The sequence below is a fragment of the Shimazuella soli genome (assembly GCF_022511585.1).
GTDB classification, from domain to species: Bacteria; Bacillota; Bacilli; order Thermoactinomycetales; family Thermoactinomycetaceae; genus Shimazuella; species Shimazuella soli.
Genome location: NZ_JAKWBN010000001.1, coordinates 580,068 through 594,665 on the forward strand (window position 1 = coordinate 580,068; position 14,598 = coordinate 594,665).

14 protein-coding genes and 2 other annotated features (1 of these 16 cut by a window edge) are annotated in these 14,598 nt (G+C 37.6%); of the genes, 8 read left to right on the forward strand and 6 right to left on the reverse strand.

Annotation, left to right across the window (positions count from 1 at the left end):
- Positions 1-45, reverse strand: a binding site (T-box leader); it reaches 207 nt to the left of the window's first position.
- Between the two features lie 196 nt (positions 46-241).
- A complete protein-coding gene (locus MK805_RS03165; RefSeq protein ID WP_240873739.1) occupies positions 242-1,321 on the reverse strand; it encodes an alpha/beta fold hydrolase in 1,080 nt (359 codons plus the stop codon).
- A gap of 391 nt (positions 1,322-1,712) precedes the next feature.
- On the opposite strand from MK805_RS03165, the gene MK805_RS03170 reads away from it, so the two are divergent.
- Positions 1,713-2,336: a hypothetical protein gene (locus MK805_RS03170; protein WP_240873740.1), complete on the forward strand. Its 624-nt coding sequence runs from the start codon at positions 1,713-1,715 to the stop codon at positions 2,334-2,336.
- Between the two features lie 120 nt (positions 2,337-2,456).
- Here the strand turns inward: MK805_RS03170 and MK805_RS03175 are convergent, their stop codons facing one another.
- Both MK805_RS03175 and MK805_RS03180 read right to left on the reverse strand, forming a co-directional pair.
- On the reverse strand, positions 2,457-3,245 hold the full coding sequence (locus MK805_RS03175; RefSeq protein ID WP_240873741.1) for an alpha/beta hydrolase: 789 nt from the start codon (positions 3,243-3,245) through the stop codon (positions 2,457-2,459).
- Positions 3,246-3,272: 27 nt separating this feature from the next.
- The gene (locus MK805_RS03180; RefSeq protein ID WP_240873742.1) at positions 3,273-4,673 is read right to left on the reverse strand and encodes an MFS transporter; all 1,401 of its coding nucleotides are present in this window, start codon (positions 4,671-4,673) and stop codon (positions 3,273-3,275) included.
- Positions 4,674-4,815: 142 nt separating this feature from the next.
- Between MK805_RS03180 and MK805_RS03185 the strand changes: the two genes are divergently transcribed.
- The 3 genes from MK805_RS03185 to MK805_RS03195 all read left to right on the forward strand — a co-directional run bounded on the left by MK805_RS03185 (position 4,816) and on the right by MK805_RS03195 (position 8,115).
- Complete coding sequence (locus tag MK805_RS03185) at positions 4,816-5,709, forward strand: LysR family transcriptional regulator (RefSeq protein WP_240873743.1); 894 nt, start codon at positions 4,816-4,818, stop codon at positions 5,707-5,709.
- A 44-nt stretch (positions 5,710-5,753) separates the two neighbouring features.
- Positions 5,754-5,999, forward strand: a binding site (T-box leader).
- 52 nt (positions 6,000-6,051) lie between these two features.
- Positions 6,052-7,614 carry a 2-isopropylmalate synthase gene (locus MK805_RS03190; protein ID WP_240873744.1) on the forward strand — a complete coding sequence of 521 codons (1,563 nt, stop codon included), beginning with the start codon at positions 6,052-6,054 and terminating at the stop codon, positions 7,612-7,614.
- 30 nt (positions 7,615-7,644) lie between these two features.
- On the forward strand, positions 7,645-8,115 hold the full coding sequence (locus MK805_RS03195; RefSeq protein WP_240873745.1) for a YbaK/EbsC family protein: 471 nt from the start codon (positions 7,645-7,647) through the stop codon (positions 8,113-8,115).
- 69 nt (positions 8,116-8,184) lie between these two features.
- Here the strand turns inward: MK805_RS03195 and MK805_RS03200 are convergent, their stop codons facing one another.
- Complete coding sequence (locus MK805_RS03200; RefSeq protein ID WP_240873746.1) at positions 8,185-9,546, reverse strand: MATE family efflux transporter; 1,362 nt, start codon at positions 9,544-9,546, stop codon at positions 8,185-8,187.
- A 479-nt stretch (positions 9,547-10,025) separates the two neighbouring features.
- Between MK805_RS03200 and MK805_RS03205 the strand changes: the two genes are divergently transcribed.
- The gene (locus MK805_RS03205; protein WP_240873747.1) at positions 10,026-10,190 is read left to right on the forward strand and encodes a hypothetical protein; all 165 of its coding nucleotides are present in this window, start codon (positions 10,026-10,028) and stop codon (positions 10,188-10,190) included.
- Positions 10,191-10,299: 109 nt separating this feature from the next.
- On the opposite strand, the gene MK805_RS03210 is transcribed toward MK805_RS03205, so the two are convergent.
- A complete protein-coding gene (locus MK805_RS03210) occupies positions 10,300-11,160 on the reverse strand; it encodes an MFS transporter (RefSeq protein ID WP_240873748.1) in 861 nt (286 codons plus the stop codon).
- A gap of 988 nt (positions 11,161-12,148) precedes the next feature.
- Between MK805_RS03210 and desA the strand changes: the two genes are divergently transcribed.
- The 3 genes from desA to MK805_RS03225 all read left to right on the forward strand — a co-directional run bounded on the left by desA (position 12,149) and on the right by MK805_RS03225 (position 13,977).
- Entirely contained in the window at positions 12,149-13,162 is a 1,014-nt protein-coding gene (gene desA / locus MK805_RS03215) for a Delta(5) desaturase DesA (protein WP_240873749.1), read from the forward strand.
- A gap of 116 nt (positions 13,163-13,278) precedes the next feature.
- Positions 13,279-13,575, forward strand: coding sequence for a PadR family transcriptional regulator (locus MK805_RS03220; RefSeq protein WP_240873750.1), 297 nt, complete (start codon positions 13,279-13,281; stop codon positions 13,573-13,575).
- Positions 13,576-13,977, forward strand: a complete 402-nt coding sequence (locus MK805_RS03225; RefSeq protein WP_240873751.1) for a permease prefix domain 1-containing protein — start codon at positions 13,576-13,578, stop codon at positions 13,975-13,977.
- Between the two features lie 151 nt (positions 13,978-14,128).
- On the opposite strand, the gene MK805_RS03230 is transcribed toward MK805_RS03225, so the two are convergent.
- The gene (locus tag MK805_RS03230) at positions 14,129-14,593 is read right to left on the reverse strand and encodes a VOC family protein (RefSeq protein WP_240873752.1); all 465 of its coding nucleotides are present in this window, start codon (positions 14,591-14,593) and stop codon (positions 14,129-14,131) included.
- Positions 14,594-14,598: the final 5 nt, after the last annotated feature.

The window sequence follows — 14,598 nt, forward strand, 5'->3', positions numbered from 1 at the left end:
CTCTGAAGGGTTATCCTATTTACTCTTCTCCGTCAATGGTTTCACATATGGTAAATATATTCTACTCAACATAATTGTAGAAAGCAACCTAAATATCATTCTCATTTTGTCCGATTAGGATGTAGCATACTTTTTTAAACTTTCTGTTGCATGGATAGAAGTCATGACTATTTATTAAAATCAGCATCGATCTGTCTCTTATTCCATTGAAATATGGCAAGACTAATCGGTGCTTTTTTGTTTAATTTTGAGTGCCAAAATGTTGATCTGTCCAGTTAAGAGCATAGGTAAACCAATCTTGATTGTTTTTCATGAAATTAATATCATGCCCTGCACTATTTAGTACATAAGCATCAATGGAAGGAACATTCGGTCCTAAGTATGGTTTTTCTATATTTGTCACTGATTCTGGTGTAGAACAATCAGCTTCTGACCCACAAAAGAGATAATCCTTTTCGCCCATCACTAATAGTACTGGTACGCGGATGTCTTGGACGGTATTCAGAGAAACGAGAAGACTCGTAATCTCAGTAGTTGTAAGGGTTTGTTTTAATTTTTCATCTTGATCGATAACAGCAGAATCGACCTCGCCTGGTTTCATGAAGGATTGATAACGGGTATTTGGACGAGTGGTCAGATAACCAAGATCTTGTCCCAAAAGACCAAATTTAGGATCAAGTGAAGCAGGATAAAGATTAAGTGTGAGTTCAACTTTTTCTAATGTACTACTCTGAAAGCCCCTTACGGGATCTGTTAGAATGATACCATCTACATCTTGATAACGAGTGGCTTCTTCCATCGAGATATGGGATCCATAGGAGTGTCCGACTTCTATTACTTTGCTGAAAGCAATGGAACCATTTGGACCAACCACTTTTCCTCCACGAAGAGCTTGTACCAATTGATGAGCTACCCAAGCATCTGAAGCCATATCAATACTTGTACTAAGTGGATGCGAACTTTTTCCTGATCCAATTCGATCGATATTTAAAGTTGCATATCCTGATTTGATCGCTGCATCTACATAGGAATATTGGCCATCAAATCCTGGAAAATCCCAGTAGTTATGATCGTAAGTAATCCCATGTAGGAGAAGCTGGATAGTAGAAGGAGTCTTCCCTTTAGGTAAGCAAAGTTCTCCATAAACCAACTGATTGACAGGGCCACCAGGTGTAAGAGAAACAGGAATATTACTTGCATAGCATTGTTTTTCAGGAGTGGACTCCGCAAATACTGTCTGACTTTCAAAAAGAGGGAGAAAATTAGACAGCGCGATTATGAACAATATAATAAATACTTGCTTAAAACGACTGTGGATCAATTTATCGTCCTCCTTTTTTGTTAGTTTTTTCTGAAAGGTGCAGCAGAGAACGCAACAAGTTTTAAACAGTATACTCCATAATAAGATTGAAATAATAGTTACATTTTAATAAATTATCATACTTTAAATATAACTATTATTTTATATTAAAACGGTGCTCGTGATCTATCAAGAAGATAGAGTGTTCAAAGGATATTCCGCGTTCAAGGAAGGAAAGGAATATTTGCGTGTTTACCAAGAGAAACTGTTTTTTCCTGAGTGAAAATACTTTGTATCCAAGCAGTTGAGTTGAAAGATCCATAATCGCTTCACTCCAGAAAAAAAGGGAAACAGACGATCCCTAGCGAACAAATATATGCAGAATATATGATCGAAGGGAGTAATAGAATCGATGGGTCTGATCTATGAAGAGAAAACGAGTCGAAAAATCGAAGAAGGCAAAAGAGCTATTTTCACCTTAACCGCATATACAGATGATTTTCATTCTGAAAATGATGAAGGCTGCTATACATGTGTGATTCAAATATTTAATGCTGCTCATGATGTAGTTGATGAGTACTACAGACTTTTTCTCGTAGATGATTTCAGCGAAAGACATTACAACAATTTTATTAAAAAATTTTGTAAAGATATGAATTATCGTGATCAATTTCACTTCAAGCATAATGTCAGAGAAGAACGTAACAACAATGGCGAGATTGATGAAGAGCTTGTGGATGTTATCGTTAGACTTAATCAGCTGAATCTCAAGACAAACTATTCTTGTCAAGGAACTAGGGTTCCATGGATAGATAGGCCACACAAATCAAACGGACACAGTGTGGACGCATATATAAGCTTCGTAAAGCCGTTGCCTGGTGAGTTTATACAACTGGTAAATCGATGTGAATATCTTTTGGTTTACAGTTCGATGATTCGATCAAAGAAGCGTGAATACAATTCACGCTTTGCAGAGTGTATGATGCAAGTTATGGATGAATGGGAGCATTTGCTTTTGGAAGCAATTCAACAATAATCCTAGTAAATGGGAATTAAAATAACTAGGAGGCAACATATTGTCGCCTCCTAGTTATTAAACCAATTCTGAAATCAATCTTTTTTCTTCTTACCTAAATGCTTTTTGTTGCGGATAAAATTATTCGTATATTACATTGCTTCGTATCCAATCATAGATTAGATTAGTTGTATTTTCCCACTGGGATTCCAATAATAAATTATGTGAACTTTCTTCTAAATATATATAGGTCCCATTAATTTGCTCAGCTAATTTTTGTATCTTTTGATGGGATACAACAGTATCTTTTCCTGCACCAATCAGTAAGTTAGGGCAATTTACTTTGGAAAGATCGACTTCTGCCGTGGAGTTAATTCCTTCATATATAGCCTGTGGTGATTCAGGATCAAGTAAGCCATAGTACTTTTGTGCATCTTCTATACTGCTACCTAGAAAAAATCTCTGATAAGTTTGCTCAAAAGGAGCAGGGTTGCGAGGATGATTTAGATCAACTGGAATTGGAGCTTTCGTTTCCCCAATCTTGTTAGGAATAGCAGGTGCAAGCAGGACAAGTGCAGCAACTTGTTTGAAAGTACTATAATGTAGGGATGCAAGTCCGCCCATACTATGACCAAACAAAATTGGCTTTTGATTTAATGTACTTACCACAATATCAATTTCGGTAGGAACATCTAGAATACTTCGTTTAAGAAACTCAGATTTATCTAGTTCTCTTGATCCGTTATGATGGTACCAGTTTAGGGCAATAGTATGAAAACCTTGGGAAGCAAAGTAGGATTGATAGTTTTCCCAACACCAGCTACCTTGGGAACCTCCATGAACCATAACGATAGGTGTATGATGAATAAGTTTATCTGGATACGTTAGTTCTATAGCTACACCATTTAACATATCTTTTTCCTTTTTCATATTCTCATTCCTCTTCTAAATAATTTTTTACATGAATTTGCGTGATAAACTGATTGCTAATAGTCCAGTGCTAATAATTGCGGCGATAAATGCAATAATGTGTAATCCAGAAGTGGTTACAGATCCACCAAATGTCATCCCCAATAAACTAGTAGATAATATGCTGCCAATAGAGCGGCATGTTTGAAATAAACCAGAAGCAACACCAGTTTCTTCGGGTAATGTGTTACTATACATTGCTGTCGATAATCCTAAGTTATTCAGCCCATTTGGGATACCCATAATAGCAGCTACAATCAAAATCGTAATCACAGAGGTTTTCGGATCGAGAAGTAGTAGGAGCAACGTTCCGATCACTAAAACAAAACTACCAATGATAATGACAGGACGGTAGCTGGATCGTTGGATAATACGCACAGCAATTGGAGTTACCAATACACCTAAACCAGCAAACGGCAGCATAATGAATCCTGCTATTTGAGGATTATACCCTTTAACTTGATCCAGCCACATTGGTAATCCAAAAAAGAGAGCATAAAAAACGACATTTAATCCAGTAAATTGGAGGAAGACAAAAACAAGACGTATATTTGTGACTAGCATTTTTACATCTATAAAAGGCTTATCTATTTTTGATTCGCGCAAGACAAGCACAATTGCAAATAAAACGGAAAATATGAGTAACCACCACTGAAAACTATTTTTCAATAAGGATAAAAACAATGTTAAACTTATAAGCATGCTGCTAAACAGAATAATTCCAGGTATATCAATGATCTTAAAAATTTCATTTCGCTTTATTGTTAAATTTTTTTTATCTTTTGGAATAAAAATCCATGTCAAGAGGAGCACGATGACTGCGACAGGAATGTTAATCCAAAAAATTGCTTTCCATCCGATATTTGTGACTAGCAAACCACCAAGTGTTGGGCCGAATGCAGCCATTACATTTGAAGTAATGGAAATCAAACCAAGCGAAGACGCAGAGCTATTATTGTTTCTATTTTCTGGTGAAAGGGAACGGATTATGGCTAGCCCTGCTGGATACGCACTGGTTGTACCCAAGGCTTGTAAAACCCGGTAAAAAAGCAACCAGCCAAGAGATGGAGCCCAAATGGAGAGTATGCTACTTCCAATCACCAGACCAACACCAATGCTAAAAATAAGGCGTGCTCCAAATAGATCAGCTAATTTTCCCATCAGGGGTTGTCCTACTGTCGCTGTTAAGTAAAAACAAGTGATCAACCATGTGACAGTAGATATAGGAATACCAAAAGAAGACCGGATGTCAAAAAGTGCAACAGAAATCATGGATGAGTTTAATGGATTGAGAAGTACTCCTAGTGCTATAACCTTTGTTACCCTTTTCATCAATTGCTTTGAATGGATTCGATTGACATCCGTTATTGTATCAATAGCCGTTGTCATACTTTTATCCCTCCTCATGTATCGAAAATCAATTTTATTATTACTTCCAATGCCTATTGTAAGGTTGATGTTTTATAAAGAAAAATATATATTTTTATATAAAATGATAATTAATTTATTATGGATAAAAGAGGTAAAGGGAATGGATTTGTTACATTTTACCTATTTTCAAAAAGTAGCACAAATGGAGCATATGACAAAAGCGGCACGGGAACTGCGCATTGCACAGCCGGCTTTGAGCGCTGTTATTGCTCGGTTGGAAGCGGATTTGGGTGTGCCTCTTTTTGACCGTCAAGGGCGGCAGATCAAATTAAATGTTTATGGAAAAGCCTATTTAAATAAAGTAGAATCTGCACTTCGAATGTTGGAGGAAGGTCGAAGAGAAGTCGCGGAACTGGCAGGTTTAGAACATGGAAGTGTGGTAGTGGCTGCAACTACGTTAAATCGTCTTTCCAAGCTGCTTGGTGATTTTCTCTCTCTTTATCCAGAAGTTCAGTTTCGAATTATTCAATCCTCTACTGAAAATGCCAAGATACAGTTAATAGAAGATGGTCAAATCGATTTTAGTTTTTCTTACCAACCATACGAAAAACCATCTTTTCGTAGCTTTCCATTGATGAAGGAAGAAATTATGCTGGCAGTGCCTCCAAACCATCCTTTTCGAGAGTATACCAGTATTCCATTGCTAGAAGCAGCTGAAGAATCTTTTATAAGTCTAAAAAAAGGTTATGGTTTTCGAGAGATTACAGATTTATATTGCCAAGAGGCAGGATTTACACCCAAGATGGTTGTGGAGTGTGATGAACCAGCAGCTATTAGTAAGTTGGTGAAGGCGGGGCTTGGAGTTGCCTTTTTACCATTTGCAGCACAAAAAGAAGCCCCGAACCTTCCCCTTCTTCAAATCGAGAGACCTGTCTGTCAATGGACACTTTATTTAATTTGGAAAGAAGATCATTATTTTTCTCAAGCAGCACTTCTGTTTCGTGATTTTTTAGTTCAATTTTTTGACAAAGTAAAGCAGATTGATTGGTGTTGACAAAAATAAAGAAAAAAGCTAAGATTTCAATTAAATTAAAATAACTGCCTGCAAAGATTGGAAATAGTAGAAGGAAGCATTAGCTTTTAGAGAGCCAATGGTTGGTGAAAATTGGTAGCTTCTCTCCTTTGAACTCATCCATGAGCTACTCCCTGAACAACTCATTAGTAGGGGATGTCGGTTTTCTACCGTTAACAAGATAGATAGTGTTGGCTATCGAAAACAAGTGGATTAATCATGTTTGGGTTAATCAATTAGAGTGGTACCGCGAGCAAAGTCTCGTCTCTATTTTTATATGGAGGCGGGGCTTTTTTAATATAAAAAAGATGAGGAGAGATTAGGATGGCTAGAAAAATATGGGTGTTTGATACGACTTTGCGTGATGGAGAGCAAGTTCCCGGAGCAAAGCTAAATCTGTACGAAAAGGTTGAGGTAGCACAGCAGTTGAAAAAATTGCAAGTGGATATCATTGAAGCTGGTTTTCCTGCATCTTCTACGGGTGACTTTCAAGCGGTAAAAGCAATAGCAGAGAAAGTAGGAAATACAGATAGTTTGATGATCACCGCATTGGCAAGAGCAGTGAAATCGGATATAGATGCAGTGTATCAAAGTGTGAAATATGCAGTGAATCCTTTGATACATATTGTTTTAGGGACATCTGATATCCATGTGGAGAAAAAGTTTGGTAAATCCAAAGATCAAATTCTCGATATTGGAGTAGAAGCGGTTAAATACGCAAAAACGTTGCTACCGGATGTGCAGTATTCTACAGAGGACGCATCCCGCTCTGATTTTGAATATTTGTGGTCCACCATTGAAGCAGTAGTTAAAGCTGGAGCTACGATTATCAATGTACCCGATACAGTAGGATATGCCATTCCGGAGGAATTTGGAGAACTGATCTTTAAAATAAACGATCGGTTGAAAAATGTAAATGATGAAGTATTACTGAGTGTACATTGCCACAATGATTTAGGGATGGCAACTGCAAACACATTAGCTGCGATAAAAAATGGAGCAGATAAAGTGGAGTGTACCATCAATGGGATTGGAGAGCGTGCAGGAAATGCAGCTTTAGAAGAAGTAGTGATGGCACTGCATACTCGCTCAACTGCTTACGGTGCCTATACCAATGTCAACAAAAAAGAAATCATGAATACGTCCAGATTGGTTAGCAGTTTTATGGGATTGGATGTACAAGTCAACAAAGCGATTACAGGTGGAAATGCTTTTGCTCATTCTTCTGGTATTCATCAGGATGGATTGTTAAAATCTAGAGACGCTTATGAGATTATCAGCCCAGTCGAGATCGGATTGGAGGATATGGAGCTAGTCCTGACCGCACGTTCTGGTCGACATGCAGTGAAAAATGCTTTAGGGAAACTAGGGTTTCAATCATTGACAGATCAGCAATTTGAAGGCATCTTTGCAGCTTTTTTAGCGTTAGCTGATGCGAAAAAAGAAGTATACGATCATGATCTATATGTATTAGTGGAAAACTATTATCGAGAACACGAGAAAAATCAAGATATGAGGTATAGTGATCAGTTTTATGAATTAGTCGATCTCCAAGTCATTAGCAATACAGCTTTCCCATCAGCGAGTATTCATTTGAAAAAAGGAGATCAGACAATTAAGGGTAGTAGTGTTGGAGATGGTCCAATCGATGCACTTTATTCAGCTATCACAGATGTGTGCGATTTGGATGTAAAATTGATGGAATATCATATTAGTAGTGTATCCAGGGGAAAAGAAGCTCTAGGGAAAGTAAAGATACAAGTAGAGTGTAAAGGGAATACCTATACAGCAAAAGCAACAGATACTGACATTATGAAGGCAAGTGCATTGGCTTTTATTAATGCAATAAATAGTATTATAGTAGAAAACTTGATTTTAGTTGATTAATTTAAGATAGAAAGTATGAGGTTTGATAGCATGAATGAAAGAGTACAAGCGGTAGAGCAAATACTTCAAGATATTGGACATTCCCATGAAATCGTGACATTACCAGATGATGCTCATACGGCCCTTGCGGCAGCAGAGGCGATTGGATGTGAAGTCGCACAGATTGCTAAATCTATCATCTTTCGTTTAGAGCTATCAGAAACTGCGTTGTTAGTGGTAGCAAGTGGAATAAATCGGATTGATGAATCGAAAGTAGAGACCATAGTAGGAGAAAAACTGGCCAAAGCAGATGCAAACTTTGTCAGAAAACAAACTGGCTTTGTCATCGGTGGAGTAGCACCGATTGGGCACAGCAACCCCATACAGATTTTGATCGATGAAGATTTATTGCAGTATGAAACCATATGGGCAGCGGCAGGACATCCGAAAACAGTGTTCCAAATGACACCTGAGGAATTGGTGGAGATGACAGGTGGAAAAGTAGTACAGGTGAAAAAATGAGAAGAAGATCATTTTAAGAATCAGTATGATCATTTGCAGCACCTCTCGATTTAAGAGAGGTGCTTTTACTTATGAACCTACCGCACTGTCTTTATCTTTTGGGATCCATCCGCGACCATAAAACCGCAGAATAGCGAAGATACAAAGAATGAGCCAGTATCCCATTTCGACAAAGTACAAGCTCTGGTAGTTCCATTGGTTGTTGATTGCGATCCACACACCCATACAGAAACAAATGGAACTGATGAGATCAGTCAAAATCAGCCATTTGTTGTACGTAACCCCGTTGAGGGATTGCTTTGCACACATATAAATGCCCCAAATGCTATCCATGATGACCAGCATCATAAGCATCCAGTAACTCATATGTGCGATGTGTGAGTTATGGGTAAAGATTTGGATAATCCACTTGCCTGTCAGCAGTTCCAGTGTCAGCAGGAACCCGCATGCTCCAACCATCACTTTGATTGCCCAATTGCAGTAGCGCAGGGAGTTTTTATAGTTTTTCATCCCATATTGCTCTGCTACCAATGGGTTCAGTGCACTGGAAAATCCAACGACCCAAGCGACATCGATGGCATTTTTAATCTGCCATGCGATACGATTGGCAGCGAAGGCATCTTCACTTCCAAGCTTCAACATAGCATAGTTGAAGGTGTTGGCGACAGCCCATCCAGCCAAAAGGGATACTGCGTTAGGCAGTGATTGGCTGATGATTTTTTTCTGTAGTGTCCAGTTGACTTTCATGGAAAAGCCAACATAGGAAAACGCTTTTATCAGCATCTTTCGCCACGTATAAACAGCACCAAACGTAGTGGCGAGAACCGTTGCCCAAGCTGCGCCTCTAACTCCTTGATGCAGAGGGAAGATAAAGAGGTAATCGAGCGGCAGATGAATAAGATTCATTCTCCAGCCAGCTTGAAAGACAGACGTACTGTCTTGAACACCTCTAAGGATAGCTCCCATCGTTTGCATAAGCCATGTTACGATGGAGCAGCCTCCGACGATACGGATATAGGTAGAGGCTTCTGCTGAGGTTTGAGCGTCTACACTGAAGTAGGAAACCATCTCATGTGCAAAACAGATGATTGCAAGACCACCAAGCAGACCTAGAACAGTGGTTAGAATCAAACCTTGCACAGCAACGAGTCTGATCTGGTCATCCCGATTTTCCAATGGTTCGTCGTTTTTTAGAAGATTTTTACCACCTGTGCTCTGTGCCACAAAAGCACAGGTGGAGTTGGATACTGAGAATGCTACAGTGGCAATGGTTCCTAGGATCGTAGTACAGATTCCCACTGCGCTTACAGCTGCCAGACTGATTTTTGCGACGAATACAGCATCGACGAGGTTGAGGCTCAGTTGGAAGACTTGCGTGAGAATGTTGGGCCACGCCTGTTTCCATAGGTTTTTTACATACGGAAGGGACACTTGAACTCCTAGGTAAAAATAGACAGTAATAGTGTGGATAGAATGATTATACCATTTAGTTGATTGAATATTAGTAACAGTCAAGAGTTTTATTATAAAGATAATGGCTAGTGTTGGAGTTACTATTCTGTTAGGAAATATAGAAATAATTATTCTTTAAATGAAATTAGCCGAATATTAAATGGATTTTTCTTTTTTAAAATTAATATCAATTAAATGAATTTCAAAATTTCCCATAGCCATACTTATGCCTTGTCTGAGGTACAGATCTTCGCTTTGTATTTTATGATTCATTTTCGTTCGGATAGAATATAATTCTATTTTAAAATATATTGATGAAATATAATATTATTTCTATAATGATTTTAAATATACTTTCAAACTATAGAAAAGGAGGTTAAGCTTGGTAATTTAAAAAATAAAAATACTACAAAAATCCAACCAGTTGTTTGCGAATTTACAAAAAGCAGGTGAACGTTTTGAGTGTCCTCATAATTAATCACTACCCTCATGAGTTAACCCCATATGAGCAGCTTTATGAATCGTTAGACGAACAATTGGTTCTACTAACCGATACGGAGTCAATAGATACGTATCCCCGAGAAGCATATGCCCATATAGAGGCATTTGATAATTTCCTATAATGAAATGGTGATCGAACGGGCTATTCAACTTCATAACGTTTATCAATTCCGAAAAGTGGTTGCTCTCTATGAATTTGATTTATTGCGTGCGGTGGAATTGCGTGAACCCTTAAATATTGAAGGACAGACTGTAGAAAGTGCTACTCAGTATCGGGATAAAGTGATTATGAAAGAAAAAGTAGCCGCACATGGACTGCGTGTTCCCAAAAACAAACGAATAGACGAAATACAAGAGAAAAACAATAATCGCTGATTTCATGGCATAAAGAATGGCATAAAAATCGAAGCTTTGCTCTTTTAGAACGATCGGTAGGGTAGTTTCAAGCTGGATAAAGATCGTAAAAAAGATCAAACCTGCGATGACATACCAAAAGAGCGTTCGATCTTGGTATAAAACTCTAACTGTATCCTTTAATGCAGGTAGCTGCTTTCGCTCACCAACTGCTAGTGGCTCCCTCCACAACAGATCTAGCACAACTAAACAGCTAAGACCTACACCTACCCAAACAAACAACAAACTGATTGGAGTAACTAACGACCCAACTAATGGTCCTAGAGCCATGGCACTTGTAAGAGCAATAAAGTTATAGTTAGCTACCCGGGAACGATCACTTGGTAGTACAACTAAGAAGATTCGGTCCAAAAGAATTACATCCATCACACATCGACAAAGACCATTAGCAACTACAAGTAGGATTAACACAAAGAAATTGGTAGATAAGCTAAATCCAAAGAACGTTAAAGCCCAAATAGCTAGTATAAATTGGTATAACTTTTTAGAATTCCAGCGATCAGAAAAATAACCGATTACTGGACCGCCAAAAGCCCCCATTATCCAGCCTATTCCCACAATCCACCCAATTTGTTCTTCGTTTAAATGTAAACTTTGTAAGTAAATAACCATAAACGGTAGGATCATAAAGACGATGAAACGAGACAAGAAACTTACGATGATTAAGTAGTTGATCATAGTGTTGTTGGGAAGAACGTGAGAAACTCATCAATATTCACCCCTTTTATTTATGAATTATATTTCTATTCTATCAGGAGTGCATTTTATAAATAAATATAAATATTTACTTCAGTTGAGCAAATTTACTAACATTTTGTTCCAAATTCGCAGTTATATATGTAAATTTTAGAAAAGTATACACTCTTTGGCTTATCTGTCATCATACCATTGTTGTTCTTAGTTCCTTTTTATTCATAGCAAAGTATTCAATGAAGAAGCAGATCCCAGACGAAGAAACATTGGATGTTAATGGTCTTTATGAAGAATGAATGAAATAGTCAAAAAGCAACAAATAGATATTTTCCAAAGTAATAGGAACCTTTTTTGTTTATTTTTTAGGAGCTTGTTGCATTATTCGTCTCAAAAGCGCAGATGTGCACCTAAGCCTTGGGCACAAGTCTCGCTAGGTCGCTGTGCTCCTAGTCTCGCTTTGTGTGGGTGGAGCGTCCTTTGTGTTTTTTTAACAACAGACGCGGAAAACACACACATCCCGGGTTTCCCCGCTCGCGAAGCGGAACCGGAGGTTCCAAAGTAATACTTTTTGGGGTGGATCAGCGACCTTATCCAGTGTTCAAATCTATTTATGCAACAGGCTCTTAGCAATAGGCCCATTATTATTTTTTTAGACAAGGAAAGAGATTTCATTTTCGAATTCGTTAAGGGACATATACTTTGTTTATCCTATCAAAAATTTATTTTCTATCTAATAGAGTAAAAATGAATATAATTGCTCTATCTATATAATCAATCTATTAGAATAGTGTGAATGAACCAGATTACACATAGGTTTTAAACAACAAAAAAATATATTGATTTATTCTTTCTGATAGAGTAATCTAGATGATAATTACTCTATCAGAAAAAGTAATTTGAGTGCAGAAATATTCAATTCGTCGATCAAGGGAATTTATAGGAGAAAAAATGATGAAATTAGGAGGATTTATAAATGATTGAACATGATAAAGGTAATTGGCGACAGATGATCGCCCCATATGAAAAATCCAATACAAAACGTAGTATTTGGCAATTATGTAATACATTTATTCCTTTTGTAATACTATGGTATGCAACTTATTGGAGCTTGTCTGTGTCTTATTGGCTGACTTTGCCTTTAGCAACTATAACAGGAGCCATTTTAGTTCGCATCTTTATTATTTTTCATGATTGTTGTCATGGATCTTTCTTTGCTAGTAGAAAGGCAAATCGGATCGTAGGTACGATTACAGGCATACTCACTTTTTGCCCATATGATCAATGGAAATACAGCCATTCCCGTCACCATGCTACTAGCGGTAACTTGGACAAGCATGGAGAAGGAGATATTTGGACACTTACAGTAGAAGAGTATTTGGCATTGCCAAAATGGAAACGTATCGCTTATCGACTTTATCGTAATCCCGTCGTGATGTTTGGGCTAGGTCCCATCTATATCTTTCTTATCGATTATCGATTTAATCGCAAAGGTGCAAAACAGAAAGAGAAAAATAATACGTATCTAACGAATGCTGCCATTGTTGGGATAGTAGCTTTCTTCTGCTGGTTAATTGGTTGGAAAGCATTTTTACTTGTACAAGGACCTATTTTTTTCATCTCTGGGTTAATCGGGGTTTGGTTGTTCTATGTTCAACACCAATTTGAAGGAGCTTACTTTGAAAAAGAAGAAAATTGGAATCACGTGGATGCTGCCCTGCAAGGAAGTTCCTTTTATAAATTACCACTTATTTTACAGTGGTTCACTGGGAATATTGGTTTTCACCACATCCATCACTTAAGTAGTCGTGTTCCCAATTATTATCTGGATAAAGCACATAAAGAAAACGAATTATTTCAAGATGTTGCACCTGTTACTTTTTTTTCGAGCTTCAAATCATTACGATTTAAAATTTGGGATGAGAATCGGAAAAAATTAATGAGTTTTGGATATATCAAAAAGTTCCTCCACAGCAAAAAAATAAGCTAACAAATTATGTCTTTTTATTCTGCGATTCCTCACTATAATAGAAGAATAGGCTTACATGTGGATTGATCATGCGTTAGGAGGGAAAAAACATTCGAAGTGATATTATTCGTGGACATTTGGACTCCATTATCTTGCGGCTGATATTGGAGAAGGATCGATATGGTTATGAGATATCCAAGGAAATTAGCGAGCGCACAAATGATCGATTTCACATAAAAGAAGCAACACTATATGCAGTTTTCCAACGGTTAAACCGGAAAGAACTTATCGAATCTTACTACGGCAGTATTACACACGGTAGCAAGCGGAAATATTATCGAATCACTCCACTGGGAAAAGCCTATTTGCATGAAATAGCTAAGGAATGGCAGGAGACAAAAGATATCATTGATCTGTTTATGGAGGGAATGTGAGTGAAGACGTTAAAACAACATGTGGAGAGACTTTTTAAGGATGTCCCGGAAAGTGATGAGAAAAAGACAATCATACATGAGATTGTAGAAAATTTAGAGGAAAAAGTACAAGATTTAATGGCTGATGGGAAAGCAGAAGAAGATGCCATTAATAAAGTAATTGTTGAATTCGGTGACGTGCAAGAAATTAAACAAGAGCTGATGCAAAAAACTCTTTCTCCCAAAAAGAATATGTCTAAAGTAAATCTAGGTTTTTCCATATGGGGAAGTCTGTTGATCATTGCTTTGTTTGTTTTTGCTAACTTTTACTACACTCCTCATGAAATTTGGTTCGTTTATCCAACATTTGTCGTTTTGTGGTGGCCCTTATCCATGTTGTTTATTTGGATGAGATCTAGATAGGGAGTGAGGGCGACTCTCCACCATTCGATTTCCCTCTTCTTTTTCGCCTATGAGATTCAAAGAAAGGTATACATATGGTAAAAGATATATAACAAAAAAAGTAAAACTGCCGTTCAGAAGATTAGGCGAACGACAGTTTTTTTGTGCAATCTCACTTAGATGGCCAAATAGCTTCTAGTAATATCCCATTGGTTTTGTCGATAAAGATCATATCTTTTAAAGACTCAATCTCATATATGTCCGTCATTTCTACTTCATTTTTCAGTAACCGCTCACGTAAGATAAGTGCACTGTCTTCATCAGGTAAGGAGAAAGCGATATGTTGCAATACGCCGTCGACAAAAGAATTGGTTTGAAGAGATTCAGGTCGTAGTGAACCTTTTGGGAAGGAAATAATTTTTGCATGTGGATTTTCAAAAAAATGCAAACCTAATCCGTCACAAATACCAGGCTTAATAAATCCATGTCTTCCCCTTCCACCTTTAGCTGGATAAATTTTACCGATTTCCATTCCTAGTATATCTTGATAAAAGTGAATGGTTGTATCCAGATCAGGGGTTACAATGGCAATATGATGGAATCCTCTCCAAGGGAATTTTTTTGATCCGTGACCCATATCTA